The organism is Methanobrevibacter sp., from assembly GCF_017468685.1.
Classification (GTDB): Archaea; Methanobacteriota; Methanobacteria; order Methanobacteriales; family Methanobacteriaceae; genus Methanocatella.
In genome coordinates, this window is sequence record NZ_JAFUHT010000054.1 from 54,417 (window position 1) to 80,943 (window position 26,527).

28 protein-coding genes are annotated in these 26,527 nt (G+C 32.9%); 23 read left to right on the forward strand and 5 right to left on the reverse strand.

Features of this window, described 5'->3' with window-relative positions; translation table 11 throughout:
- Positions 1 to 10 precede the first annotated feature (10 nt).
- The 5 genes from IJ258_RS07445 to IJ258_RS07465 all read left to right on the forward strand — a co-directional run bounded on the left by IJ258_RS07445 (position 11) and on the right by IJ258_RS07465 (position 5,596).
- Positions 11 to 1,168 (forward strand): thiolase domain-containing protein, encoded by a 1,158-nt coding sequence (locus IJ258_RS07445; RefSeq protein ID WP_292805222.1) that lies wholly within the window; start codon positions 11 to 13, stop codon positions 1,166 to 1,168.
- 24 nt (positions 1,169 to 1,192) lie between these two features.
- Positions 1,193 to 2,116 (forward strand): DUF1848 domain-containing protein, encoded by a 924-nt coding sequence (locus tag IJ258_RS07450; RefSeq protein WP_292805225.1) that lies wholly within the window; start codon positions 1,193 to 1,195, stop codon positions 2,114 to 2,116.
- A gap of 264 nt (positions 2,117 to 2,380) precedes the next feature.
- On the forward strand, positions 2,381 to 3,601 hold the full coding sequence (locus IJ258_RS07455; protein WP_292805228.1) for an ATP-binding protein: 1,221 nt from the start codon (positions 2,381 to 2,383) through the stop codon (positions 3,599 to 3,601).
- 151 nt (positions 3,602 to 3,752) lie between these two features.
- On the forward strand, positions 3,753 to 3,887 hold the full coding sequence (locus IJ258_RS07460) for a hypothetical protein (RefSeq protein WP_292805231.1): 135 nt from the start codon (positions 3,753 to 3,755) through the stop codon (positions 3,885 to 3,887).
- A 191-nt stretch (positions 3,888 to 4,078) separates the two neighbouring features.
- Positions 4,079 to 5,596 carry an MFS transporter gene (locus IJ258_RS07465; protein ID WP_292805233.1) on the forward strand — a complete coding sequence of 506 codons (1,518 nt, stop codon included), beginning with the start codon at positions 4,079 to 4,081 and terminating at the stop codon, positions 5,594 to 5,596.
- 637 nt (positions 5,597 to 6,233) lie between these two features.
- Here IJ258_RS07465 and IJ258_RS07470 read toward each other — a convergent pair.
- Positions 6,234 to 6,899: a hypothetical protein gene (locus tag IJ258_RS07470; protein WP_292805235.1), complete on the reverse strand. Its 666-nt coding sequence runs from the start codon at positions 6,897 to 6,899 to the stop codon at positions 6,234 to 6,236.
- Between the two features lie 303 nt (positions 6,900 to 7,202).
- Between IJ258_RS07470 and IJ258_RS07475 the strand changes: the two genes are divergently transcribed.
- Both IJ258_RS07475 and IJ258_RS07480 read left to right on the forward strand, forming a co-directional pair.
- Positions 7,203 to 7,418, forward strand: coding sequence for a hypothetical protein (locus IJ258_RS07475; protein WP_292805237.1), 216 nt, complete (start codon positions 7,203 to 7,205; stop codon positions 7,416 to 7,418).
- Positions 7,419 to 7,998: 580 nt separating this feature from the next.
- Positions 7,999 to 8,253 (forward strand): hypothetical protein, encoded by a 255-nt coding sequence (locus tag IJ258_RS07480; RefSeq protein ID WP_292805239.1) that lies wholly within the window; start codon positions 7,999 to 8,001, stop codon positions 8,251 to 8,253.
- 1,040 nt (positions 8,254 to 9,293) lie between these two features.
- Here IJ258_RS07480 and hmdC read toward each other — a convergent pair.
- A complete protein-coding gene (gene hmdC / locus IJ258_RS07485) occupies positions 9,294 to 10,790 on the reverse strand; it encodes a 5,10-methenyltetrahydromethanopterin hydrogenase cofactor biosynthesis protein HmdC (RefSeq protein WP_292805241.1) in 1,497 nt (498 codons plus the stop codon).
- Positions 10,791 to 11,212: 422 nt separating this feature from the next.
- Between hmdC and hmd the strand changes: the two genes are divergently transcribed.
- From hmd to IJ258_RS07540, 11 genes are all read left to right on the forward strand, one after another.
- Positions 11,213 to 12,226, forward strand: coding sequence for a 5,10-methenyltetrahydromethanopterin hydrogenase (hmd, locus tag IJ258_RS07490; RefSeq protein ID WP_292805290.1), 1,014 nt, complete (start codon positions 11,213 to 11,215; stop codon positions 12,224 to 12,226).
- Positions 12,227 to 12,361: 135 nt separating this feature from the next.
- Positions 12,362 to 13,360: a 5,10-methenyltetrahydromethanopterin hydrogenase cofactor biosynthesis protein HmdB gene (gene hmdB / locus IJ258_RS07495; RefSeq protein WP_292805243.1), complete on the forward strand. Its 999-nt coding sequence runs from the start codon at positions 12,362 to 12,364 to the stop codon at positions 13,358 to 13,360.
- A 24-nt stretch (positions 13,361 to 13,384) separates the two neighbouring features.
- Positions 13,385 to 13,867, forward strand: coding sequence for a DUF3236 domain-containing protein (locus tag IJ258_RS07500; protein WP_292805245.1), 483 nt, complete (start codon positions 13,385 to 13,387; stop codon positions 13,865 to 13,867).
- A 3-nt stretch (positions 13,868 to 13,870) separates the two neighbouring features.
- Positions 13,871 to 14,659, forward strand: a complete 789-nt coding sequence (locus IJ258_RS07505) for an SAM-dependent methyltransferase HcgC family protein (protein WP_292805247.1) — start codon at positions 13,871 to 13,873, stop codon at positions 14,657 to 14,659.
- A complete protein-coding gene (locus IJ258_RS07510) occupies positions 14,656 to 15,354 on the forward strand; it encodes a Nif3-like dinuclear metal center hexameric protein (protein WP_292805249.1) in 699 nt (232 codons plus the stop codon). Before IJ258_RS07505 ends, IJ258_RS07510 begins: the two co-directional genes overlap by 4 nt.
- Positions 15,355 to 15,358: 4 nt before the next feature.
- Positions 15,359 to 16,024, forward strand: a complete 666-nt coding sequence (locus tag IJ258_RS07515) for a hypothetical protein (RefSeq protein WP_292805250.1) — start codon at positions 15,359 to 15,361, stop codon at positions 16,022 to 16,024.
- Positions 16,002 to 16,562: a FeGP cofactor biosynthesis protein HcgF family protein gene (locus IJ258_RS07520; RefSeq protein ID WP_292805251.1), complete on the forward strand. Its 561-nt coding sequence runs from the start codon at positions 16,002 to 16,004 to the stop codon at positions 16,560 to 16,562. The genes IJ258_RS07515 and IJ258_RS07520 overlap by 23 nt, the downstream gene beginning before the upstream one ends.
- 528 nt (positions 16,563 to 17,090) lie before the next feature.
- Positions 17,091 to 17,456, forward strand: a complete 366-nt coding sequence (locus IJ258_RS07525; protein ID WP_292805252.1) for a hypothetical protein — start codon at positions 17,091 to 17,093, stop codon at positions 17,454 to 17,456.
- A gap of 18 nt (positions 17,457 to 17,474) precedes the next feature.
- Positions 17,475 to 18,512 (forward strand): molybdopterin-dependent oxidoreductase, encoded by a 1,038-nt coding sequence (locus tag IJ258_RS07530; protein WP_292805254.1) that lies wholly within the window; start codon positions 17,475 to 17,477, stop codon positions 18,510 to 18,512.
- Between the two features lie 14 nt (positions 18,513 to 18,526).
- Positions 18,527 to 19,666 carry a Coenzyme F420 hydrogenase/dehydrogenase, beta subunit C-terminal domain gene (locus tag IJ258_RS07535; protein WP_292805256.1) on the forward strand — a complete coding sequence of 380 codons (1,140 nt, stop codon included), beginning with the start codon at positions 18,527 to 18,529 and terminating at the stop codon, positions 19,664 to 19,666.
- Positions 19,667 to 19,681: 15 nt separating this feature from the next.
- Positions 19,682 to 20,086, forward strand: a complete 405-nt coding sequence (locus IJ258_RS07540; protein ID WP_292805259.1) for a hydrogenase iron-sulfur subunit — start codon at positions 19,682 to 19,684, stop codon at positions 20,084 to 20,086.
- Between the two features lie 609 nt (positions 20,087 to 20,695).
- On the opposite strand, the gene IJ258_RS07545 is transcribed toward IJ258_RS07540, so the two are convergent.
- A complete protein-coding gene (locus tag IJ258_RS07545; protein ID WP_292805263.1) occupies positions 20,696 to 21,079 on the reverse strand; it encodes a helix-turn-helix domain-containing protein in 384 nt (127 codons plus the stop codon).
- A 92-nt stretch (positions 21,080 to 21,171) separates the two neighbouring features.
- Between IJ258_RS07545 and IJ258_RS07550 the strand changes: the two genes are divergently transcribed.
- Together IJ258_RS07550 and IJ258_RS07555 are read left to right on the forward strand one after the other, a co-directional pair.
- On the forward strand, positions 21,172 to 21,552 hold the full coding sequence (locus IJ258_RS07550) for a nuclear transport factor 2 family protein (RefSeq protein WP_292805266.1): 381 nt from the start codon (positions 21,172 to 21,174) through the stop codon (positions 21,550 to 21,552).
- Between the two features lie 11 nt (positions 21,553 to 21,563).
- Positions 21,564 to 22,082, forward strand: a complete 519-nt coding sequence (locus tag IJ258_RS07555; RefSeq protein ID WP_292805269.1) for a nitroreductase family protein — start codon at positions 21,564 to 21,566, stop codon at positions 22,080 to 22,082.
- A gap of 66 nt (positions 22,083 to 22,148) precedes the next feature.
- On the opposite strand, the gene IJ258_RS07560 is transcribed toward IJ258_RS07555, so the two are convergent.
- Complete coding sequence (locus IJ258_RS07560; protein WP_292805272.1) at positions 22,149 to 22,709, reverse strand: TMEM175 family protein; 561 nt, start codon at positions 22,707 to 22,709, stop codon at positions 22,149 to 22,151.
- A 97-nt stretch (positions 22,710 to 22,806) separates the two neighbouring features.
- Between IJ258_RS07560 and IJ258_RS07565 the strand changes: the two genes are divergently transcribed.
- The 3 genes from IJ258_RS07565 to IJ258_RS07575 all read left to right on the forward strand — a co-directional run bounded on the left by IJ258_RS07565 (position 22,807) and on the right by IJ258_RS07575 (position 25,602).
- Positions 22,807 to 23,898 (forward strand): aldo/keto reductase, encoded by a 1,092-nt coding sequence (locus IJ258_RS07565; protein ID WP_292805275.1) that lies wholly within the window; start codon positions 22,807 to 22,809, stop codon positions 23,896 to 23,898.
- Positions 23,899 to 24,131: 233 nt separating this feature from the next.
- On the forward strand, positions 24,132 to 25,340 hold the full coding sequence (locus IJ258_RS07570) for an MFS transporter (protein ID WP_292805278.1): 1,209 nt from the start codon (positions 24,132 to 24,134) through the stop codon (positions 25,338 to 25,340).
- A gap of 76 nt (positions 25,341 to 25,416) precedes the next feature.
- A complete protein-coding gene (locus tag IJ258_RS07575; RefSeq protein WP_292805281.1) occupies positions 25,417 to 25,602 on the forward strand; it encodes a tautomerase family protein in 186 nt (61 codons plus the stop codon).
- A gap of 2 nt (positions 25,603 to 25,604) precedes the next feature.
- Here IJ258_RS07575 and IJ258_RS07580 read toward each other — a convergent pair whose 3' ends face one another.
- A complete protein-coding gene (locus tag IJ258_RS07580) occupies positions 25,605 to 26,009 on the reverse strand; it encodes a helix-turn-helix domain-containing protein (RefSeq protein WP_292805284.1) in 405 nt (134 codons plus the stop codon).
- Positions 26,010 to 26,527: the final 518 nt, after the last annotated feature.

Consider the following 26,527-nt stretch of genomic DNA (forward strand, 5'->3'; position numbering starts at 1 on the left):
GGGCTTAAATATGAGAGATGTTGCGATTATAGGAGTTTCACAAACAAAATTCGGTGAATTATGGGATTCATCCTTTAGAGATTTAATTGCTGAAGCTGGAGTGAAAGCTTTAGTTGATGCAGGAATTGACGGTAACGATATTGAAGCAATGTTTGTTGGAAATATGTCTTCAGGACTATTTGTAGAACAAGAACACATTGCAGCACTTATTTCAGACCATGTAGGTCTTAATCCGGTTCCAACCACAAGAGTAGAAGCTGCTTGTGCATCCGGAGGTCTTGCATTAAGACAAGGAATTATGGCAGTTGCATCTGGTTTTCATGATGTTGTTATCTCTGCAGGTGTGGAAAAAATGACTGATGTAGTGGATGCAACACCAGCAATTGCTACAGCATCCGACCAGGAATGGGAAGCTCAACAAGGTGCTACTTTCCCATCATTATATGCAATGATTGCAAAAAGACACATGCACGAATACGGTACTACTCGTGAACAATTGGCACAATTTTCAGTTGTAAACCATAAAAATGCATCCAAAAACCCAAATGCACAATTCCCATTTGAAGTTACAGTTGATAAAGTATTGAACTCAACAATGGTTGCAGACCCATTAACACTTCTTGACTGTTCTCCGGTAAGTGACGGAGCAGCAGCAGTAGTTATGGTGCCTGCTGAAGATGCTAAAAAATACACTGACACTCCAATTTATGTAAAAGCTTCTGCACAAGCTTCCGGAACCTTAACCTTACATGACAGAAAAGATTTAACTACCATTGAATCTACAAAAGTGGCTTCCAGAAAAGCTTATGAAATGGCAGGGGTAACAACCAAAGACATTGACTTGACTGAAGTGCATGACTGTTTCTCAATCAACGGATTATTAGCAGTTGAAGACCTTGGATTTGCTGAAAAAGGTAAAGGTGGAATAGCTATCGAAGAAGGACAAACTGAAATTGATGGTGACTTCCCAATCAACACTTCCGGTGGTCTTAAAGCACGTGGACACCCATTAGGTGCTACTGGTATTGCTCAAGCTGCTGAAGTCGTATGGCAACTCAGAGGAGAAGCAGGCAGACGTCAAGTAGACGGTGCAGAAATCGGTATGACTCACAACATTGGAGGTACTGGTGGTACTGCAGCAGTACACATATTCGGAAGAGACTTATAGTCTCTTTAACTTTTCTTTTTTTTTATGATAATCAATTCAGGTACAAGAACTGACATTCCGGCTTTTTTTCACAAATGGTTCTTGAATCGCATCAACGAAGGTTTTGTAATCTCTAAAAATCCTTATAACAATCAACTTTATAAATATAATTTCAATCCAAAAACAGTCGATGTGTTATGTTTCTGCTCGAAAAATCCAAAGCCGTTGGTAAAGCATTTGGATGAACTGTCCGATTATAAACAGTTCTGGTTTGTGACAATCACGCCATATGATAAGGACATTGAAGTAAATGTTCCAAGCTACAAAAGAGTTATCAAAACATTCAAGGAATTGTCCGATAATCTGGGAGTCAACAGCGTATCCTGGCGATATGATCCGATTCTCATCAATGAAAAATACTCTCTGGATTATCATATTGACAAGTTTGAGGAAATGGCTTCACAATTGCATGAATACACTTCAGACTGTACAATAAGTTTCATCGATTTGTACCAGAAGGTCTTGAGGAACTTTCCCGAAGCCCGTGAAGTCACAACTGAAGAGCGTTTGATTATTGGTGAAAATTTCTCAAAAATAGCTAATAAATATGATATTCAGATGAAAACATGTGTTGAGGGGACATTGCTTGACCAATTCGGCTTTGACTCAACAGGGTGCATGACCCAGCAGGTACTTGAAAAAGCTATTGGAAATAATTTGAAAGTGCCTAAAGGAAAATACCATAATCGCGAATGCAACTGTTTAATGGGAAGGGATATTGGATTATACAATACTTGTCTTCATGGATGCAGATATTGCTATGCCAACAGTAACATGAAACTGGTTAAAAGAAATCAGAAATTGCATAATCCGGATTCGCCCTTGCTGATTGGTGAGGTTAAAGATAATGATGTTGTAAGAGAAGTTTGCGAACCCAGCTATATTGACACCCAACAGAAATTATTTTAATTAATTTCATGAATCATTTTTGATAAAATCATTTTTTTAGAATCACTTTAAATAAACCTCTAAAATATATTGAATTCAATTTGAATTTATATCACAAATTTCTTGGTTTATTTTATATTTTGTATGTTATACTTTTGGTTTATTTTTGTTTTAGTAATTTTGTAAGTTATATTTTTAATTTATTTTTATTTTAGTAATTTTGTAAGTTATAACTGACAAATTTATATATGATTAGAATCTAATATCTTATTAAGATGTGATTGCATGATTAAAAGAGAAGATTATCTTAAGGTTTTTTATAACTATTTGGACACGGATTTTATTAAAATTATTATTGGATTGCGTAGATGTGGAAAAACAACATTTTTAAAAAGTATTATTGAGGAACTAAAGGTTTTAGGTATTGCTGATGAGAATATAATTTACATATCATTTGAAAATGTGAAATATAGACATATTAAGACATCAAAAGAGTTGGATGAAGTTGTTTTAGATAAGGTTAAAGACATTGAGGGTAAGGTCTATTTATTGTTTGATGAAATTCAATTAGTTGATGAATGGGAGGAGTCAATTAATTCATATAGGGTTTCTTTTGATTGTGATATTTATGTTACCGGATCTAATTCAAAATTGTTCTCATCTGAACTTTCAACATTGGTTGCAGGAAGATATGTTCATATAAACATTTATCCTTTTTCATTTAAAGAAATTTTAAAGTATCATAATGAAATTAACAATATTGAAATGGATAAAATTAAGATATATGAATATTTCATGCAGTACATAGAATATGGTGGAATGCCGTCATTGCTTTCTTTAAAAGATGAAGATGGAAAAATCAATGCGCTTCTCGACATCTATGATTCCATCATTATTAGTGATATACTTTCAAGACATGAAATCAGAAGAATTGACACATTTAAAAGATTCGTTTATTATATTATGAATTCCATTGGACAAACATTCTCTAAAAAAAGTATAGCAAATTTTTTAAAATCTGAAAGTAAAAGAACTTCAAGAGAAACCATCAATAATTTTACAAACTTCATTGTTGAATCACTATTTTGCCATAGGGTGTTACGTGAGGATATACTTGGAAAAAAACTCTTATCTACAAATGAAAAATACTATTTAACGGATCATGGATTTCATCAGGCATTGGTTGATGAAAATAATAAATGGTTACCTAGAATAATTGAAAACATTGTGTATATTGAACTTTTAAGAAGAGGATATTCAGTTAAAGTGGGTTGGGTTAAAAATAAGGAAGTAGATTTCATAGCTAAAAATAAGAATAATAAAATTTATATTCAGGTTGCTTATCTTTTAGCTTCTGATGAAACAATAGAACGGGAATTCACTCCATTATTAAATATTCCTGATAAATATGATGCATATGTATTGAGTATGGATGAATTTAACATGTCTAGAGATGGAATAAAACATATGAACATAATTGACTTTTTATTAGGTGATGAAATTTAAGAAAATGGTTATTTGGGACTGTCCACTGAAACAAATTTCTCTAAAAAATAGTGGATAATTTCATTACTTTTAGGCATTTTTTGATCGTAATTTACGAAATAAGATTTCGATTTTTAGTAGATAATTTTTATATTGCTATGCCAATGCCAACATGAAGCTGGTCAAAAAGAACCAAAAGTTGCATAATCCAGATTCACCGTTATTGATTGGTGAGGTTAAAGAGAGGGATGTTGTAAAAGAAGTTAGTGAACCAAGCTATATTGACACACAAACTAAATTATTTTAAATTTTAACCAATTAAAAGTTTAGTTTTAAATAAAAAATTATTTAAAGTTAATAAATATGGAGATTGGGATTCTTAATATTATTGTAAACATTTTAATTTTTAAAGTTAATAAAAATCCCTCCAAAAATTTAATCATTGTGAAATCAAATAGTAAAATATGTTAAAATTAATGTGTTGGAGGATTAATAAAGATGAATGAAAGGGTTAACGAAAATTCTTGGATTCCATTAATAGTTGTGGCTTGTGCTTCTTTTATTATAGTATTGGACTCTTTATTCATGAATGTTAGCATTTCTCACGTTGTTAGTGATTTGAATACTGATGTTAGTACTATTCAAATGCTTGTTTCGTTTAATACTCTTATTACGGCTGCGTTGATACTGCTCAGTACCAAACTTCAGGATATAGTTGGTAAAAGGAAACTGTTTTTAATTGGTGCTGCACTTTTTGGTATCGGCATATTTACTGCAGTAATGAGTTCAAGTGTTATAATGTTTTTTGTCGGATGGTCGGCGATTAAAGGTGTTGCAGGGGCATTAATGCTACCTGCCATAGTTTCAATAATAAGCGGAACATATTCCGGCAAAATGCGTACAATTGCTTTGGCAACTCTAGGGATAGTGGCAGGACTTGCAGATACTTTTGCTCCACTCCTTGGAGGAGTTATTACAACTTATTTCAGCTGGAGATATACTTTTGCATTTGAATTAATATTCATTTTATTTATTTTAGTAATGCAAAATAAAATACCTAATTTTAAACCTACTGAATCTAAAAACGATTTGGATATTGTTGGTGCCATAATTTCCAGTATAGGACTTGTTTTGCTTGTGCTTGGTATTTTGACTTTGACTAAGGATGTTACTACAAGTATTGTCGAGATGATTTTTGGATTAATAGTTTTGGCAATCTTTGTATGGTATGAACTTAAAAGAAAAAGGTCAGGCAAGGTGCCATTGCTTGATGTTGAGTTATTCAGAGACAAAAATCTGCGTTTGGGTACATCTATCAAGTTATTATATAATATTATAATCTCTGGAACATTTTTTGTATTGGTTCTGTTTTTCCAAAGTGTATTGCAGTTAAATCCATTCGATACGGGTGTGGCTTCACTTCCGTTCACTGTGGCTCTGCTTATTTTTTCACTGTTCGCTCCAAAATTAATTGGAAAACTGAATCATAAGAAACTCATAGCAATAGGATGTATAATATCTATTGTTGGATGTCTGATTTTAAGTTATCAATTTAGATTAAATATATCAATGATGGGATTAATTCCTGGACTGTTTTTACTTGGGGCAGGAATTGGTTTCATGCTGGCTTTAGGTTCGGATGTTGCATTATTCGATATTCCTGCTGAAAGCCAAAATAACGCATCTGGTATTCTTACAACTGGTGAGACATTAGGTTCATCAATGGGTACTGCAATTATTGGAATAATTCTGATTCTTGGAGTTATTGGAGGTATTAGTACTGCAGTCGATACCTATGCGCCTGCTTATTCAGGAGACGAGCAATTCCATCAGGAGGTCTATGATTACTTCCAAAAATTAGATACTTTAGAAGGACAAGACAGTGTTGTTGTAAATACTGCCGATATAATTATTCAGAGTGCAATGGCCTCTGTAATGATGGCATTGGCCATAGTGTTTGGAGTTATTTTAATTCTAACGCTGAGGATAAAAGATAAAAATATTAAAAAACATTGAGAGTTTATCTCTCACCTACTTTTTTTTTAATGGTTTGAGTGTTGGCAGAAATTATTGAGTTTTATTTTATTCCTTTTTTTCGTAATGTTGGAGCTAATTTTGCTTAATGTAGTGGATTATTTGATGGTATTGTGCTAAACAGTAACATGAATCATGTGAAAAGAATCAGAAGTTGCATAATTTGGATTCACCGTTATTGATGGTGAAGTTAAAGATGTGATGTTGTAAAGGAAATTAGAGAACCAAACTATTTTGATTCTCAAACTAGGTTGTTCTAGAGCATAATATGTTCTTTTTATTTATCTATTAACTTTGTGATAGTATGCCGTTCAGTATTCAACGAAAAAAACATAATCTCCATATCTAATGATCAACATAAATTCAAGAAAATATGGAGATTTCTATCGTATCATCTTCATCATAAACTTTAATCTATTTATCTGATTTTAATGGATTTTTTTATGTTGGATATTTTTTATACAATTCCATTGAAGGAATGAATAGGCCACATGTCACACAAAGTTCCTTATAATCAAAATCGTCATGTTCATTTGGATTTTGAGTATAACTCTTCCAAAATTACTTTCGCAATCCCTAGCTATTGCATGTAATTCTCTCATATTAATGACTAAAACAATTATTTGTTGCTATTATCGTTTATATCTCTTAATAGTTTCAATGCATTCATTGTAATGATTTTTGCAACTTCATCTAAAGTATATGGAGTCACTGGCTCGTTATCTCTAATCAATTTATTTGTTGTTAAGATTAAATGATTTTCAGTTATGCCTTGTGCTCTTAGTTCTTCAATGGCAGGGTTGTTGTTGTCGTATTCTGAAATATCTTTAAATTCGATATTTTCATCACCGAATCCGAATATTCCTGCGGTTCCAATAGTTTTTGCTCCTCTTTGATGTGCATGTTTAATTATCTCTGCAGCAGTAGGGATGGTATTTCCTCCTGCAAGGATTAAAATCACTATGTCTCCTTGAACCAAGTCAATATTTTCTTTGGTTATGTATTCGGTATGGCTTTCGATGTTTCTAAACTCTTCGGGATGTGTGCAGATTCTTTTTAAAAAATCGGTTTTATATTCTCCAATTTCCGCTCCTAAAAGTGTGAAAATCACGTCACCTCCTGAGACTTCTTGTCCGTCAAAAGCGCCAATAATCTTCGGTCCACCTCTATGGGCTTGCATTAAGTTAATACCAATTCGCAATCCTAATCTTCCAACACCAATTAAATCAATTCTTCCTTTTGGAATTCTTGAGTCTTCAATCTTTTGAATTTTGTCTTCAGTCATGTTTATCACCTATTTGTAATACTTTATTTTAATTTGGTATTATTATATAACTATTGTTATATAAATTTTTCTATATCTCTTTTAATCAATGACGTCTGTAAAATGAGTATTACATTGGAAAACATTTGCTCCAAACAAAAAAACAGAATTGAAAACCTAGTTCAAAAAACATTGACTCAATCCGGAAAAAGAACATTCAATATCAAACTAGTTGTTTTATAATGAATGTATTGCAAAGATTTGATTTTGAATCAATCGAAAGGCCAATTTTTTAAATCAACAGAGTTTTGAAAGAATCTTATTATGGGAATTCTGATTAATTTTAGGACAAGTTTGCTGAACAATCATGTTGGGCTGTATAACATCAAGCACAGCTATTTAGGAGAAGATAAAAGAAAGCCTAGATTTGATAGAATAAATACTTGCCTTGATCTTTTTGATGCATTTACTCCTGTAATTAAAGGTGCAACAATATTCTGGCACGATGTATACACAAAAAAATTAATGTATGAAGTGTAATTTCAGTAATAAAAAGCAGATTAAATGGAATTAACTTCAGTAGGAGTACACAATTGTATAATAAAGAAACAAAACTTAAAAATGTATTATACAACAGTTATGGTGCCATACATGTATTTTCAGGAGATGGCTTTTACAATGTTGGAAAACAAATTCTCTCATGAACAGAAAAACTTATTTTTCTCCTTTAATATGGAAAAGGTCACGGTTCATATAGTGGAACCGTATTTTTTGTAAGTTCTGCACTTATCTTTGACAGTTCGCTGATGTCATCATCCATTGCGTTTTCAATCCAGCAGATTGTTTTTCAAAAAGAACTCTATGTATTTATTGGAGGCTATTTGATTTATTCCAATCCATTTTTTATTTTTCTTGTTAAGTTCACTGATAGATAATTGACATAAAAAATAAATTATAACTTGGATAATAATTTATTTATTCTATTATTAACAGATTAGAATATGATAACATAAAAATTTAAATTAGTTTTTTTTTGATACAAAATTAATTCAAACATTATTTCAGATAAATATTTGATAATGATATTTTAAACATTAAAAAAATGGAGGATTTGGATTTTATGAATGATATAATATTTAACGACTGTGAATTCCGTTATATTGATGATAACGATGAATTAAGCTGTAAAAATAAACATGGTATGGACATTGGTTGTGATAACTGTCAGGAAAATATTCATTTAAACTGTGATAATTTCAATCCTAAAAAGGATTTCTGCTTAAAATTCTTTAGAGGTAACATAAGTGAGTTAAAAGAATGTCAGGAAAAAACTGTATTTAATGACACTGACTTAAGCCGTAAATGGTCAAATTAACCATAATATAAAAGGATTGTTTAATCTTGGATAAACTTGATATTATCTATTTAAAAAACATTTAGAGAATTTTTTATTAGAAAACTTTTAAAAATTATAGGAATGTAGTACAAAGAGTTAATGTGGATAAATGGTATTCCACATAACACTTTAGATTTATTATCCTCTTTATATATTTTTAATATTTCTTGCCAAGAGTTAGTGTCTGCTTTAAATCAGTAATTTAAATCCAATCAAGATTATCTTTGGGGTCTTATCCATTTTCATAGTATGCCAATACTAATATGAAAATGGTCAAACGGAATCAGAATTGCATGATCCTGATTGGCGGTTGTTGATTGGTGAAGTTAAAGATGATGATTTTGTTAAAGAAATCTCAGAACACAGTTTCATTTATAATAAATAGATTAATTTAATCATGTTAAATAGTTATTAAAGTGAGGAGTAACTTCAATAACTATTTCAAGAGAGATATTTGTCTCAAATCTATGTATAAGAATAGGTGTATTAATTTCAATTTTGACAATAAAAATTGTAATTTTGTTTAGATAGAGTAGTGTAAATAGCTATGTTAGGTAGCTATTTACGAGGTGGCTAATTTATAATTGAGCCATGACATATTTAAATCATCATAAAACTATGATAATCTATAAAGTACTAAGTAGTAATAACCATATAAATATTATTAAAGTATTACTCAATGTAATTGGACTTATAATGGATATAAGTGTCTTAATATTTTTTTAATTAATTTTAAACATTAATAGATGTTTTATATTAAAAAATAATCATTTAAATTTTTTATTTTTTCTTCAGTATTAATTGCCGATAATGTAAAAAATATATTAATTTTGAAACTGGCCATTGAGGAATCTTTGAATGTTAGATTTATTTCAGATTATGATTTATTTTTAAAAATAAGTGTTGTGGTTGGTAATTAATGGATTCTGTTTTGAAATGTAAAAAATAAATAGTAATACTTTTTTTAAAAATAATACTATTTATCAATTACTTTTTCTTAAAAAAATATTATTATATATTCAAACTATTGTCAAAGCATTCGGAACCTTTTTCAAAATATTGTTTTTCACAGGAATCATGGTTGATGAAGCAATTGAGAAGTTTGCACTGTTTGCTGCAATCTTGTCATCTTTTTCAGCGATTATTGTTGCATCCAATTCATTTTGAAGGTTGTCAACAGTGTTTTTCAATACCCATTCATCAACATCTGAAATGATGATTTCATCAACGTATCTGTCCAGTTCATTTGCAATAACCCATGAAATGAATCTTCCACCATGCAATGAAACAGTATTTCCATCTGCAAGACCAACAATTTCATCTAGTGTATGTTTAAGTTCAATGTTTTGATACATTCTGGAGTGAACCAATGTGGCCCAGTGTGCATCGCCTATATGGTATGCTCCAATCTTTCTTGGATATATGTAGTCTGGTCCTGCAATCTTGACTGCAGTTGCTATTGCCAAAAGATCATGCTTTTTGGCAGGCAGTCCACGATTTGGGAATTCCTCATTGATGATTTGAATGATTCTTGGAAGTCCGAACTTTCCCCTTCTGGCACTTCCCGGTTCATATCCGCACATGTATCCATGATGGTTTTTTGGAAAACCTGTAATCACCATATTCAAACCTGATCTGAGGCCGGCTCTTACTTCATGTTCATATGCACCGTTGGTTGCAACTACTTTTCCTGGAGACAGTATTCTTGCAGCGGCAATTGTTTTTGCAAATGATTCTGTTGTGTTTTCACATCTGTTGAACGGACCTCCTTCAACTACAATGACATCTGCTCCGATTTCAATGGATTTTTCAAAACCTGTGATTACCTCATCATAACCGTCACCGACAAACATGATGGATTCCAAGCCTCTGCCGTATTTTTTAGCCAAATTTGCAATGTCTTCAGCTTCTCTCAATGGTGCTGCATGACCGTCACCGGTCTGTTCTGAAGTAACATTGACTGCAACGGAAGATGATAGCTTGATCCATTCTTCCTTATCGTCTTTTTCTTCAAGTTCCTTGTCAATCAGTCGTTCATGGATTCTTCCACGTGGACATTCCGTAAATGCAGGGCCTTTATTGTAGCATTCTCCTCCGCATCCGCTGATGTTTTTCGGAAGTCTCATTGCACCGTTTTCACCAAAGTGATCAAGGTCAAGTGGAACATCAACAATTTCATGAACCTTCTGCATCACTTCAACGCCTCTCATGCCGAACTTTTCTGCAATGTCTGAAAAGGCATATGCACAGATGTGTATTGGTGCTCCGATTGTGTCTGCCAATCTGCAGTTACCAAGCAAGTCCATCAGTTCCAGATCTGATGCGCAGGTTCCTGCAACTACTTCTGTTAAATCGCATCCTAACGGAAATCTCTTGAATTGCATTCCCAGTTTCATTGTCTCTTCCAATGTAAGTTCTGAAATTGCATCAACAACAGATGTCACGTCCTTGTCCATTTTTGATATTTCGATTGCCGCATCATCATCATGAACCGCATTTTTTATTAAATCATACATGAAAAATTCTCCAATAATTATATTAGCTATTATATAATCAGTTAAATCTGTAATAAATATGTTTCGATTTAGGTTTTCCTAAATCGACTTTTAATAACTTATATTGACTAATAAAAAGTATTACTTTATTGTAAAATAATAAACAAAAAGTAATACGAGTATTACTAATAAATGGAAAATAATAGAATTGTTAATACAAAATAAAGCTTTGATGTAAAGATTTAAATAGTATTATTATTTAAATAATACATGTTACTACATGGATTAACTACCATAATTTTGTAAATCGAAAGCAATTTATCATTTTTCCATGTAGTAAAACTTTTTTAAATAAATTTATTTAAAAATGGAGACCAAAAAAAATGATTCTTTCTAAACTAAAAGAGAGATTCGAACAAAATAATGGTAAAGGAGACAAAAAAATGAAAGTAGCAATTTTAGGTGCAGGATGTTACAGAACACATGCAGCAAGTGGAATTACCAACTTCTCAAGAGCTGTAGAAGTTGCAGAAGCAACTGGAAAAGAAAACATTTCCATGACTCATTCAACTATTGAAATGGGTGCAGAATTATTAGAATTAGCTGGAGTAGATGAAGTAGTTGTATCTGACCCAGTATTCGATGGAGAATTCACTGTTGTAGATGATTTTGATTACGCAGATGTAATCGCAGCTCATAAAGCAGGAAACCCTGAAGAAGTAATGCCTGCAATCAGAGAAAAAGTTGCAAAATTAGCTGAAACTGTACCAAAACCAGAAAAAGGTGCAATTCACTTCACTCACCCTGAAGACTTAGGTATGAAATGTATAAACGATGACCGTGAAGCTGTAGCTGACGCTGACTGGGTTATGACCTGGTTACCTGAAGGTGGTATGCAACCTGCTATCATCGAAAAATTCGCTGATGCTATTAAACCTGGTGCAATCGTAACTCATGCATGTACCATTCCTACTACCGGATTAAACAAAATCTTCGAAGACTTAGGAACTGATGTTAACGTAGCTTCCTACCACCCAGGTGCTGTACCTGAAATGAAAGGACAAGTTTACATCGCTGAAGGTTTCGCAGACCAAGCTTCAATCGACACTTTAATGGACTTAGGTCAAAAAGCAAGAGGATCTGCATTCACATTACCTGCAAACATGGTCGGTCCTGTATGTGACATGTGTTCTGCAGTTACTGCTATTACCTACGCAGGTATCTTAGCTTACAGAGACACCGTTACACAAATCTTAGGTGCACCTGCTGGATTTGCACAAATGATGGCTAACGAAGCTTTAACCCAAGTAACCGCATTAATGCAAAACGAAGGTATCGACAAAATGGACGATGCTTTAAACCCTGCTGCATTATTAGGTACTGCTGACTCCATGAACTTCGGTTCCTTAGCAGAAATCGTACCTACTGTACTCGATTACTTAGGAAAAGACGAATAAACACAATATAAGTTAGGATTGTTGATTCTTATCAACAATTCATTTAACTTATTTTTTAATTGTTATATAAGTAGCCATTAAAAAATAAGTTAATTAATTATTCAAAGAAAATAAAATTTATAGTAAGGTGTAAAATTGATTGATAAAATTTTAGATAAAGCAAAACAAGGACAAGAATTAAGTGATGAGGAATTTTTAGAATTGTTAAACATTGACAATGATGAAGATTTGGAAAAATTGTTCAAGATAGCTTGCGACATAAGAGACAGTCAATCAAAAGTAATCAAGTTAACATCTACAGTACACCTTACAAACAAATGCCAAATTCAGCCAAGATGTGAATATTGCGGATTTGCAGAAGAAACCTCTGAAAAAGGATACTATAATGCATTCTACAAATCCAATGAGGAAATATTGACTGCTGTCAAATCCATAGAAGAAGCACATATTCCAAGAGTAAGCTGTTCTGGAGGATACGGATACAAAGGAAAACAGGCAGTAAACGCATGCAGAATCGTAAAAGGACAGTCTGATTTGGAAATCCTTGTAAATGTTGGAGGAGACTTGACTGAAAAATCAGTGCAGGAACTGGCTGATCTTGGTGCAGATACAATCTGCTGCAACCTTGAAACAATAAATGAGGAAATATTCTATCAAAGAAAACCGGGAGATTCACTTGACCAGAGAATACTCACATGCAAAAGGGTAAGCGATGCCGGTGTGGGATTATCTTCAGGACTCCTTTTAGGCCTTGGTGAAAGCAAAGAAGATAGAATAAAACATTTAAGATACTTATCCAATTTCAAAACACTTCAGGAAATTCCAATAATGGGATTCAATCCATATGAAGGAACACCAATGGAAAATCATCCTGCATTCCCACTTAAGGAACAATTGAAGATGGTTGCAGTAACCAGAATAATGTATCCTGAAATAACAATTACAATGCCTACACCAACAGTTGGTCCCGAAAACGTAGAATTTTCACTAAAAGCAGGTGCAAACAATCTGGCTACAGTTATAGCTGACAATTATCCTCATGAAGTTAAAGGAGTTGGTTCTCCTGAATACGGTAATTATTCTGAGGTCGTCAATGTCATTCAAAAATTGGATTTGATACCTCAAACTATTTAATCTCTTTTTTTAATATATGATAATATGGCATTTGAAAAGATGATAAGGAATGCATTTGAGGAATCCGAAAACAATTGCAGGTTCGGAGACACTCCTGAAGAAATTGCAGAAATTCGCGATTACATTAAAAATGCTAGTAAGATTTGCATACCAAATAAGAATGGGATAAAAGTTCAAGTTTTAAACAGAGTTTTAACTGAATACGGATTGCCTGAAGCTGAAATACTTCAAATCAACACAAACACTGCAGATACCAGCAGAATCCCAGCTCTTTCAAAGGCATACATTGCACTTGACCAAAGCGATGCAGATTTAATAATCGCCAGAGGCCGTTTAGGAATTCCGGGTTCAGGGTCTCTTCTCGTTTTCATAGACAATAAGGGCAGAATACTGACTGCAGGAATGTCACCATCACATGTGATTCATAAACAATCAATAGAAGAAGCGGTTTATAAGGAATCCTGCGAAGCCCTTGAAAAAATAGGTTTTAAAAAAATAGAAGGTTAAAAAATGAATGTTGATACTGGAATAACCTCTGAAGTGTTTACAATAAAATCTGAAATAAAATTGATTGATATTTTCAACAGTATAATTTCAAAAAAATCCGAAGCAGTCTTTGAATATATTGAAAGTCTGAACATTGACATTAACACAAGAATAATTGTTATTGGGACTTATTTTACAGGTGTTGGAATCGTTAAAAGATTAAGCGAGAAATATAAAAACATATTGTTGATTGACATTTACCCTCATCTTGAAGAGCTGCTTTATACTGATTTGGGAGGGGATTTGAAAAACCGTGTTGAATTCTCATCAGACATTGATTTGATTTATTCCGGTGACATTGTTATTGATACAACCGGTTTTGGTGGAATAACTCCTGAGCAATCCTCAAAACTCAATGTGGATGCATTTGTCATAGAAGATCCCGTTGCTGAGGATAATGATGATTTATTAAAAAAGAAGAATAATATTCATGAAAGGTTAGATGCAGTAAAATGCTTGAATAAGGCAATTATAAAAACCAAGGGAATAGATACAAAAACATCAGGGACAATGACTCTTACAATTGGCATTCTGACAAATCTCCTGAACAGGTTTCTTGAAATGGAAGGGGTGCTTTATTGCGCATGTGAAATGGGATTTTTTGAAGAGGTCATATTCAAACAAAAGGATATTGAAAAATTCATTCAACAGACTGACATCAATGCATTTAAGGTATCAACAATCAAACCATTCGATTTGGATGAGATAATTAAAGCAGAAATCAGCAAAATAAACTCAGAAATGATTACATGAAACTCAAAGAAATAATTGAATTTATAGACGAGAAAATCCCAAAATCATTAGCCTTAAAAAATGATGAAATCGGTTTTAAAAAGGATTATGATTTAAATCAGGAAATCAGTTATATTAAAATTTACATGGATCTGTTTCCTGAATATGATGTAGAATTTGAAAATACACTGATTATAACACATCATCCACCGTTATTTACTCCAAAAACTCCAACTTACACAATACATTCAAACTGGGACATTATAGATGGTGGAGCAAATGATGCATTAGCTGAAACTCTTGATTTGGAGGTCATTGATTATTTTGATGATTCAACAGGAATCGGGAGAATCTGCAAATCCAATCAAAGCTTTGGTGAAGTGAAAAAAACAGTTCTTTCAAAATTCAGCAATGCTCGGATTGTAAACAAAGTGGATGATGATTATATTATAAGAAAAATCGGATTAATTTCAGGTTTCGGCCTTAAAAATCCAGAATACATTAAACTGGCAAAAACTAAAAATTTGGATATTCTGATTTCCGGAGATTTGACCCAGGAATCTGCAGTCCTTGCTAAAAATCAGAAAATAACATTGATTGACTTGAACCATCATGAAAGCGAAGTTCCGGGACTGTATGCTCTTGAAGATATCCTCAATGAACTTAACATAAATATTGAGATTATTGATGAAAAACCGATTGAACAATTGAAGTGACAATATGAAAGATGAAATTCAAAAAATGGAAGATGGACGAGTTCCTAAAGGAAGAATTGACCTCATAGGATGTGGAAGATTAGGTTTGAGAATTGCAATAAACCTGATGCAGGTTCATAGGGGCGGACCTAAAACAATAGGTGCATTCGACGGTCAAAAGATTAGTGGTGGAGATGTAATATTCACACTTTATGGTGCTGAAATAGGACAATGCAAACCTGATTTTATAAAACAGTTATGCACTCATGATGAGGAATTCAGAAATATCATAAGCTATCCGGAATACATTGATGATGATAACATCGATTTGATTGAAGGTGATGTGGTAATCATAGTCATTGCCGGAGGAAATACAATCCCGACTGCAGCAAAAATAATAAAACATGCTCATGAAAGAGGAGCAAAAACAATCGGAACAGCAGGAATATTCGGATTTGGAGATGAAAATATCGAAATCAAAGACATCTCAGAGTATGATGATTCAAATCCTGCCGTTGAAGAGCTAAGAAAAGAAGGAATATTGGACAATCATTTGGTTCTAACAACCAATAAACTGATTAGAGATAATGAGCCAGTAACACCATATACTTTAGATGAGGTTGCAAAAATCATTACAATGAATGCATTAAAATTATTGAGAGATCAGAATGATAAAAATAGCAACAGCTGAATGTTTCACCCATGGAAAAATTGGAAGGGAGCTGCATGCGCTAGCTCAGAGCTATGAAGGTAGTTTCGGATGTGAATATGTAAAAGATCCGTCTTTTTATGGTGATTTTGACTATAATGAGCTTAGCGTGACCTGCAGTTTATTCATTCCAACAATTGAAGCTGTTGAGAAAATATTAAAAGTTGAAAAGCCTCCAAAGCCTGAAAAACTAATCAAGGGCATTAAAGTCTATGATGAAATGGGGGATAAAACTGTAAGTAAAATCATGGCTCAGGCTGTTAAGGATTTAAGTGATTGTGACATTGCAGTTGGAACCACTGCAGGCATAGGGCGTGGTGGAATAAGTATTATAACTGATAAATATGAAATCACTACCACTACTGATGTTTTTGCAGACTTACGAGAGAATAATAGTGATATTTTGTTTGAAAGGTCTGAAAAAGGGATTCGAAAAACATTGGAGATAATTCTCCTGCTTTTAAATAACAAAATTGATAAAATCGAATCATTGGAAAATGTTGAAATCATCAAAGAATAATGCACATAATTATTTTAATATTTTGTATTGCTTTTAGTTCTTTTATTTCAACATTTGTAATACTTTTTTTAAATTTTATATGTTTTTAAGTAGTAATAATTTATTAAAAAGTATTAACTTTTAATTCTAATTTTAAAAACTTAATTTAACTTAAATAATTCATTTTTTAACTAAAAATTCAATATAACTTCTTATTTTAATCTTTTAATTAAATAAAATTTTTAAAAATACTTATATTAAATTTAGATAGTGATTAGTTAAAATTACTTTTTTTAAAGAAGTATTACTTCTTTAAATCCAAGCAATCTGAATTTGAATAAGTTAATTTAGGGAATATATTTTTTGCTGTTAAAAAATTTAACTTCTTAAAATTATTTATTTGTTAATTAAAGACTTTAAATCAAAAGTAATACTTTAATAAAGTATATATGGTTATTACTACCATCTATAAGATAGATTATTTGATTAAATCATTTAATTGAGTAATTTTAATAAAAATTATTAACATTATAGTTAAGGAGTAGAATAATGAAAATATATATGCACAAAATCGGAATGATTAGACAGGACATGAACCCTAAAAATTCTACATTGAATTTGGATATTGACTGGACAATTGACTACCTTCACAAAGATCCAAAAAATATCGATTTTAATATATTAATTAAATCATTGAAAAGCTTTGATTTTAATGTTAAAATTGAAGGCATTCTTGAATTGAATTCCAATGAAGAATTTAATCAGGAGGAAGTTTCTCAAATAATCTTTCAAAAGGCATGCAGTGTTTTCATGGATATGATTTCCATAACTCGCCAATCAACTCATATTTTATCAAATTGCGAGGAATCATTCGGGCTTGACAGTGCCCCTATTCAAAGTACTCTTTTTAACTAAAAATTTTGGAGATGTAACATGTTAGAAATCAAGCACACGTTATGCCCATCATGCAGTGTTGGTTGTGGCATCAATGTGGTTTTAAAACAGGGAGAAGTTGTTGGATCTTTTCCATACAAAAGACATCCAATAAACGAGGGAAAAAATTGTTTAAATGGAAGAAATTCCATTGAAGAATATAAAAATAAAATTAAAACAGCCACTGTTTCCAATTCCAAAACAGATTTGGAAAAGGCAATAGATGTGGTAAAAAAAGAATTATCTTCTGTGGATGCTTCAAAAGTTACAGTAATATGTTCAGGCAATAACACTGTTGAAGAAATCGAAGCAATAAAAAATTTCGCAGAATCCAGAAACTACAATATAGGATTTTATGCAGACAATTTAAAAAACATTGACGGCATTGCTTCATATGAAGATATTGAAAATGCAAAGGCAATCATGGTTATTGGAGATATATTATATGATAATCCTCTGATTGGAAGAAGGATAGTTCATGCAAAACAGAATGGCGCTAAAATTTGTGCCAATGTTAGTGAAAAGTCAGTAACCAAAAACATTTCAGATGAATATTCAACTGATTCTGTTCAGGAATTTTTACAGACTTATAAGAATGGACTTGATGAAGGCGGATTGATAATATTCAATAAAATTGACTCCGAGAAAGATTTAGATGCAATAATGTCTACTGTTGAAGATTCAGGTTGCAAGGTTTTACCAGTATACAGCAAGTCCAATACAAAAGGAACATTTAACTTTTTAGATTCAAAATCAAAAGAAGAAATGATTGAGCTTCTGGAAAATACTAAGTTATTACTTGTTTTCAATGATGATATTGTCGATGAAATTGAATTTGATTTCTCAAGAATATCAAAAATCATTAGCTTTGCATGCTGTGAAAACAGCACTACTGAAATCTCAGACATTGTCATACCGGTTAAGGCATGGCTTGAAAAAGACGGATCATTCATAAATGCCATGGGTGAAACCCAAACTTTCACAACAATTGTTGAATCTGACATTTTAAGTGAAATTGAGGTACTTGATAAATTATAAATGGGTGATGATTAATGAGTTACGTTCTAGCAAAATCACAAAACGATGAAATACTTAAAGCAGGAGAATGCGGAGGAGCAGTGACAAGCATCTTCAAATATCTGCTAGATGAAGAAATTGTGGATGGAGTTCTAGCCCTAAAACCGGTTGATGATGTCTATGATGGAATTCCAACATTTATTACAGATTCCGATGATTTAATTGAAACAGCAGGTTCCTATCACTGTGCACCAACAATGGTTGGAGATTTAATACAAAAATATTTGTATGATAAAAAGGTTGCTGTTGCAGTAAAGCCATGTGACATAAGATCAATTCAGGAACTGATTAAAAGACACAAAATCAATGAAGATAACATATTTACTGTAGGATTGAACTGTGGGGGAACAGTTTCACCGGTATCTGGAAGAAAAATGATTGACTTGTTTTATGAAGCTGGTCCTGATGATGTAATATCTGAAGAAATTGACAAAGGACAATTCATTATTGAATTGGCTGACGGCTCAGAAGAAGCCGTAAAAATACATGACCTTGAAGAGAAAGGTTATGGTCGCCGTGACAACTGCCAAAGATGTGATGTTAAAATCCCAAGAAAAGCAAATATTGCATGCGGTAACTGGGGAGCAGAGGACGGATGGACATTCATAGAAATCAATGATGAAAAAGGACAAGAGTTAATTGACGGAGCTAAAAAAGCAGGAATACTTGAAACCAAATCACCTGCTGATGCAGCTGTTGAAGGAAGGGCAAAAGTTGAAGGCATCATGAAGAAAATGGCTGGAAAAGCACAGGATGCAATGTATCCGAAAGTCAGTGAAATGGATGAATGGAACCGCTGCATAAGCTGCTATGCCTGTCGTGACATCTGCCCAATATGCTGGTGCTTTGAAAACTGTGAACTGAATAAGTCATATTTCAGTGATGATGCAAATATTCCACCAAGTCCAATAGCATTTCAGGGTGTTAGATTGTCCCATATGAGTTTCAGCTGTGTGGATTGCGGTCAATGTGATGATGTATGTCCAATGGACATTCCTGTTTCACTGATTTTTGACAAACTGCAGAAAAAATATTATAACAGAACTGGCTATGTAGCTGGAGTTTCAGATGACATAAAACCTCCGTTATACAGTCCAGATAAAGTAGAACTATAAATGGGGTGATTATTAATGTCAGATGATTTAAAAATAGTAGGTTTATTATGCAACTGGTGTTGTTATGGTGGTGCTGATACAGCAGGAACCGCACGTATGCAATATCCTCCAAATGTCAGAATCATTCGTGTAATGTGTTCAGGAAGAATCAATCCCTCAATGATTTTCAAAGCATTCGAGGAAGGAGCAGACGGCGTGTTTGTTGGAGGATGTCATATAGGGGACTGCCACTATGATGCAGGTAACTACAAATGGTCCAGGAGATCAAAAATTGTAGAAGATATTCTTGAGGAATTTGGAATTGAAAAGGAAAGATTCCGTCATGAATGGATTTCAGCATCTGAAGGAGAAAAATTCCAGACAACCATGGAGGAATTCCATAAGACTTTGACAAAACTTGGTCCGTTACAATTGGAGTAATTAAAAACTGGCCATACAGTAGATAACTATTTAAATAGTTATTTACTTTTTCCTTCTTATTATCTTTCTAAGATTAGTGATACGTTACTAATGTTAGAAAGGTAATTAAATAGAAAATATTTAACCTATCTTTCCAATTAATTATCTATTTATTGATAATTCATCATTAGCCAGTAATAATATTTCTGTTGGCATAACCAGAGTATTATTATTCATTTCTCCATCAATACTTGGATAATTAATGAATTAAAAGAGATAATTTATTTTTAATAAGGTTATCTTTCACTGTCTAGAATAGCTATTGAAGTAATCTCAATCTTTAATAGCTAATCTATTTTATTAAATCTTGATTTTATTTTTTTAAAATTTTCAATTGAATATTCTAATGCATGTTTCAAACAGCAATCTATGATGAGAATATTTCAGATAATTCTTAACGTTAGTGTCAATTAAATTAAAAGTAAATTTCTAATAATGATTTTAATGTAATGTAGTTTACATTAACATCAAAGTTATTTAAAAACAGTTCTGATTTTAAAAAGGAATATATATCAAATACTTTTTAAAAGTAATTCTTTGTGTGAATTGCTGCCGTTAATGTGAATGTTGTTATTTTGTAATGTTGAGGGAATTTGAATATTCTTTTAACATTTCATTTTTTACATTTTCCTTGAGCTTTGATGATTCAAGCTCTTCTAAAGAGAAACGTGTCAGTTCAAAAAGAATCCTATTCACTTTAAGTCCCTTGTTAGTTAAATGGTATTCTGTTCTGTTTCGTGTCTTCAAATCGATTTCAACTTTTTCAATAAGCCCTACATTTTCCATATACTTCAGTGTCTGTGACAATATGTAATTGCTTATGTCGGGATTTGACTGCTGAAAGTCTGTGAAATGCTTGCATCCGCTGAACATATCCATCAAAATGCACAAAACCCATTTTCTTGAAAAGAAATCAAGGGATTCTCTGACGGGACATAACTCATCTTTGTTCATAATATTATATTTTGCATTCCCTATTATAAATCAATATCAGTAATTCTGGAATTACGGAATCTATTTAAATAATACTCGATTTAGAGTAAACCATGAGATCTAAAATTAGTGAATACGATAATGTCAAAAATGCCGCTGAAAAATTTGTAAAAAGCGTAGCTGAAGGAAACAGCAAATATGCAAGGGAACTTTTCGTTGATGAAGCAGTTCTTTTTGGATATCTTGACGGTGATTTGGAGCACGGATCAATCCAACAGTTCTATGACAATGTGGACAGCGTTGCTGCAGGTGATGAATTCAATGCAAGAATTGATGTTTTGCTTGTAGAGGAAACACTTGCTGTTGTAAGAGTTCTTGAGGAAAGCTGGGGCGGAAGAATCGATTTTACTGATGTTCTTTTGATGCTTAAAATTGACGGTGAATGGAAAGCCGTTGCAAAGGCATACAACCAGAATTCAGATACCCTACAATAAGGAGACGTTTTATGGATTTTATGGAACTAATCTCTGAGAGATTTTCCGTCAGGTCATTTTCACAAAGGCCTGTTGAGGATGAAAAAATCGATTTGATTCTAAAGGCTGCACAGTTGGCACCGACCGCAGTAAACTACCAGCCACAAAAGATTTATATTCTGAAAACCGATGAGGCTCTTGACAAAATCCGTTCCGTATGTTCCTCAACATATTATGCACCACTAGTATTTTTAATATGCTCTGATGAGACTAAAACATGGAAAAGTCCGATGGAAAAAGGTTACACTACCGGTGAGATGGATGCAAGCATAGTCTGCACACATATGATGCTTGAAGCATGGGAGATTGGAATAGGTTCTGTATGGGTCAGACTGTTTGATTCAAGAGAAGTTGCAAAGGCTTTCGATTTGCCAGAACATATAAAGCCGATTTGTCTTTTACCTGTAGGTTATGCAAGTGATGACTGCGAGCCTTACGCTCCATGGCATGATGTTTACAGAAAAATAGATGAATTTTGTGAGGAGCTATAGCCTCACAATTAATTAATTTTTATAAGTTATGATAACATAAGTAACTATTGAATTATCAACAGCATATTAGGACATGTTTTCTCTTAAAATTTGGACTAACATGGATAAAATTGCCAAACCGATAATTATTATTGAAATAATAGGTATAATAAAACAGAATGCGAATCCTACAATATAACTTCCGAAAAGAAGAATTCTCTGTGTGTTATGTCTGACTTCATCTCTTTCAGCACCGGGATTACAATCAACAATTGCCTTATCTAAAAATTGGAAAGTAAGGGTCCATAGAGAAATCACTATAATATACAGGGATGTTGAAAGCAAGCTGTTCGGATCATTTCCTATCAGACCTGTCACAAATGGAACCAGAGTAATGAAAAACAGCCAAATTCCATTTATAATGAAAACCTTACCGTTAATATTGTCCGCTTTTTCAAAAGCATTGTGATGTGATCTCCAAGACAAATAAACCAATGCAAAACTGATAATATATGCATACAATGTTGGAATCTGTGATACTAATGCATCCAAAGTTATAACTGATGGAACGGACAGTTCAAGTACCATAATTGTAGCTGCAATAGCAACGATTCCATCTGTCAATGCAATTACTCTATCCTTATTCATAGTTAAATATTATAACTGCTATTGTATTTAATTTTTTTACATCTCTTGGTAAAAATATACTTATCATAATCTTCAAATATCAATCATAAGGATTGTCATGAAATACAGAAAACACCCACGGACAAATGAAATGATAAGTGTGTTGGGCTTTGGAACAGGATACATCCGGGATATCAACCCATGTGAGATAAGGAAAATCTTTGACTATGGTCTGGACAGTGGAATGAACTTTATTGACTGCATACGTGTTGAAGACAAGTTCATACGACCTATAAGAGACACCATAAGTGATTTTGGAGATAAAATCTACACACAGATGCATCTGACAGGAAAATTTATCAATGGTGAATACAAAAGACCTAGAGATGTCAAGCATATGATTGATGTTTTAGACGAGGACATTAAGGCATTTGGTGTTGAATATGCAGACTTCGGACTGATTCATTCGGTTGATGAAATGAGTGATTATGAAAGAATAATAGAAAACGGCATTCTAGACTATGCAATAAAACTGAAGGATGAGGGATTAATCAATCATGTCGGAGTGACCTCACATAATCCGGAAGTTTGCTCCAAGTTCATCGGGTATTCAGACATTGACTTTTTCATGATGAGCATTAACCCCAGCTTTGATTATGCATCGAATGATAATACATTTGAATTAAATCAAAGGAGAATGAATTTCTACAGAGAATGTGAAAAAGAAAAGATTGCGATAAGCGTAATGAAACCCTATGGTGGCGGAAGACTATTGAATAAGGAATTAAGTCCACTCAATATTCAATTAACTCCAAAACAATGCATACAGTATTGCCTTGACAGGCCGGCAGTCATAACTGTTCTTCCGGGAATATCCTCATTATCTGAGCTTAAGGAAAGCTTAGATTATCTGGATGCTGATGCGAAGGACTGTGATTATTCAATTATAGGGGATGTTGGGATTAATCTTGAAGGACAATGCATGTACTGCGGACATTGCCAACCGTGCCCGAATGGAATTCCGATAGCTATGATTTCAAAATTATATGACTTGTCCATTATTGGTGATGACCTTGCAGGTGAACATTATATGAAACTGTCACATCATGCAGGTGAATGTGAAAAATGCATGAAATGTGAAAACTACTGCATGTTTGATGTCAAAATCACAGACAAGATGGATAAGATATTTGAACACTTTGGAGTATAGATATATATTTAATTTATATGCAAAAGAATATCTGAACCTAACAGTCAATGTGAATAAGATGTTATGTTTCCAATAATATATTTGTGATGCACGATTACTCTATTGTGTAAATGTGATTTTAATTTCGATAGTTGTTAGTGTTTTTCAAGTAGCTTCAGGTTCGCTCTGTTTTAGATGGCATTGATGCCACATTATCTTTAAATATTAATTTTTATTTAGAATTGTATATGAAAATGAATGTTAATAATGATGAAACGGTTAGGATGACTACATTTTTGGCGGCTCTCTTTGCCATATGTTCCGGTCTTGCTATTGGGAATCTTTATTGGGCTCAGCCTCTTCTGGTTGAGATTACAAATGCTTTTGGAATTTCACCGGCCAGTGGAGGTCTGCTTGTAACTGCAACCCAAATAGGGTATGCATTAGGAATCTTGTTTATAGTGCCTTTGGGAGATTTTGTTCGAAGAAAAAGACTGATTACTATTGTAATGCTATTATCTATTGTTACTTTGGTTGCATGCGCATTGTCTCCTTCATTTATAATCCTGGCACTATCATTGTTCAGCATGGGTATTTTAACTATCTCTGGTCAGGTTATATTGCCTTTGGCGGGTGATTTGAGCAATCCTGAAGAACGTGGCCATATTGTTGGAATTGTGGCTTCAGGAATAACAACAGGAATTCTTTTTTCAAGGTTTGCAAGCGGTATTCTTGCAGGATTATGGGGCTGGAGATCAGTATATCTGATTGCTGCAGTGTTGAATTTGGTCATGGTTTTGGTGATGATTTATGTTCTGCCGGACATTCCAAGGAAAAACCGTCTTGACTCATACAGAGGTCTTATAGTCAGTGTATTTACAACTTTTAAAAGACATCCTACATTATTTAGGATTTTGCTTCACAGCGGATTATTGTTCGGTTTGCTCTTCAATATATTCTGGACTTCACTTACATTCTTGCTTTCAGCTAGTCCTTTTAACTATAACACTTTCCAAATAGGTCTTGTTAGTCTTGCAGGTCTTGTTGCAGCAGTATGTGGACTGTACTTTGGTAAACTTCAGGATAAAGGTTTGAGTGTGCCTGCATTGGGAGTGTTCGTAGTTATGATTATTGCAACAATGATTTGTGGATTGGTATTTTCAGATTCCATAATTGCCATTGTTGCTGTTGCGGCTGTATTTTCAATTGGTGTTCAGGGAATAACTGTACTGTCTCAGGCAAGATTATTTGCCCTATCAAATGAGGAGCGAAGCAGGCTCAATACTGTTTTTGTTGTTAACAATTTCATTTTTGGCGCCATTGGAAGTGCATTGGCTTCGTTTCTATGGTCACTTGGAGAATGGTCATATGTAATGATGGGTGCAATTTCAATTTCAGTGATTGCACTGGTTGTGTGGATGTCCTCAAGAAGACCATTTCACGAATTTGATGGTGCATTTTAAAGGTGGCATTGGTGCCACAATAATGTTTTATATGCTTAATTTAAAGTTATTAATATAAATATGGAGGTAATTGATTATGCCAGTAATTAGTTTTGATATTGTAGAATTAAAAAAAGAGCAGAAAGAAATTTTAGCCAAAGAGTTTTCACAGTCCGCTTCAAGGGTAACAGGTTTGCCTATTGAGATGATTTACGTACTCTTCAATGAACGAAAAGCGGATAATGTCGGTGTTGGTGGAGTTCTTTTAAGCAATCAGGAATAATGTTATTCCTGATTCAAATCCAATATTTCAAGATACATTTCCTTTAATTCCTCTTTTTCATGATCGTTGTAGTGTTCATTGTTTTTATCGTTGTTTAATGCGAATAATAACAGTTCATAGAATACTTTGTTTAGTGAGTGTCCCTTTTCTGTCAGGTGATATGTGATTTCATCGTTTTTCTCAAGTCTTTTGATTAGGCCGTTTTTTTCCATTGTTTTCAGGCATCTTGTCAGTGATTTGTTGTCCAGTGTTTTTCTGTTTGTCTGGAATTCGTTGAAGTGTGTTTTTCCCAAAAACAGATCTCTTAGGATATGCAGTGTCCATTTGTTGCTTATGTCCTTGATTGCATCTTCAACAGGATTTCTCTCGTATTTTTTCTCATAATACTTTACTTTTTTAGCATCCATATTAATAAGTTGGATATTGTAGTTTTTTAATTTTTCTTGTAGGTTGGATTAAAAATAGAGTTATGTTTTCAGGATATGTGTGGATTATGGTTTACTTTTGGCTTTTTCAAAATATTTTCTAATAAGGTATATTTTCATTTTTTGATAATTAAATCTTGCATGTTTTTTTGACATTTTATCATTCAATATATTGAATGTTCTTTTATATACCATACATTCAATTTATTGAATATATTTTTTCAGTGGGTGTGTCATTTATTTGTGGACGCCTCATGGCCATTTTTGGACTTTTCATTGACGTCATTTTAATTAATTTTACGTTTAATTATTTTTATACTTAACTTATTTTTTTTAATTATTTTAGTTGTCATTTTAATTATTCGATGGTTTTGGTTATTTTTTCAAAAAATGGACTCCAAATGGACTCTCTTGCTTAAAATTGTTAAAATCATAAATAATCTGTTAAAAATTGTTTTTATCAAATATGAATATTTAGTTTTTATATGGTATGTTTCCAA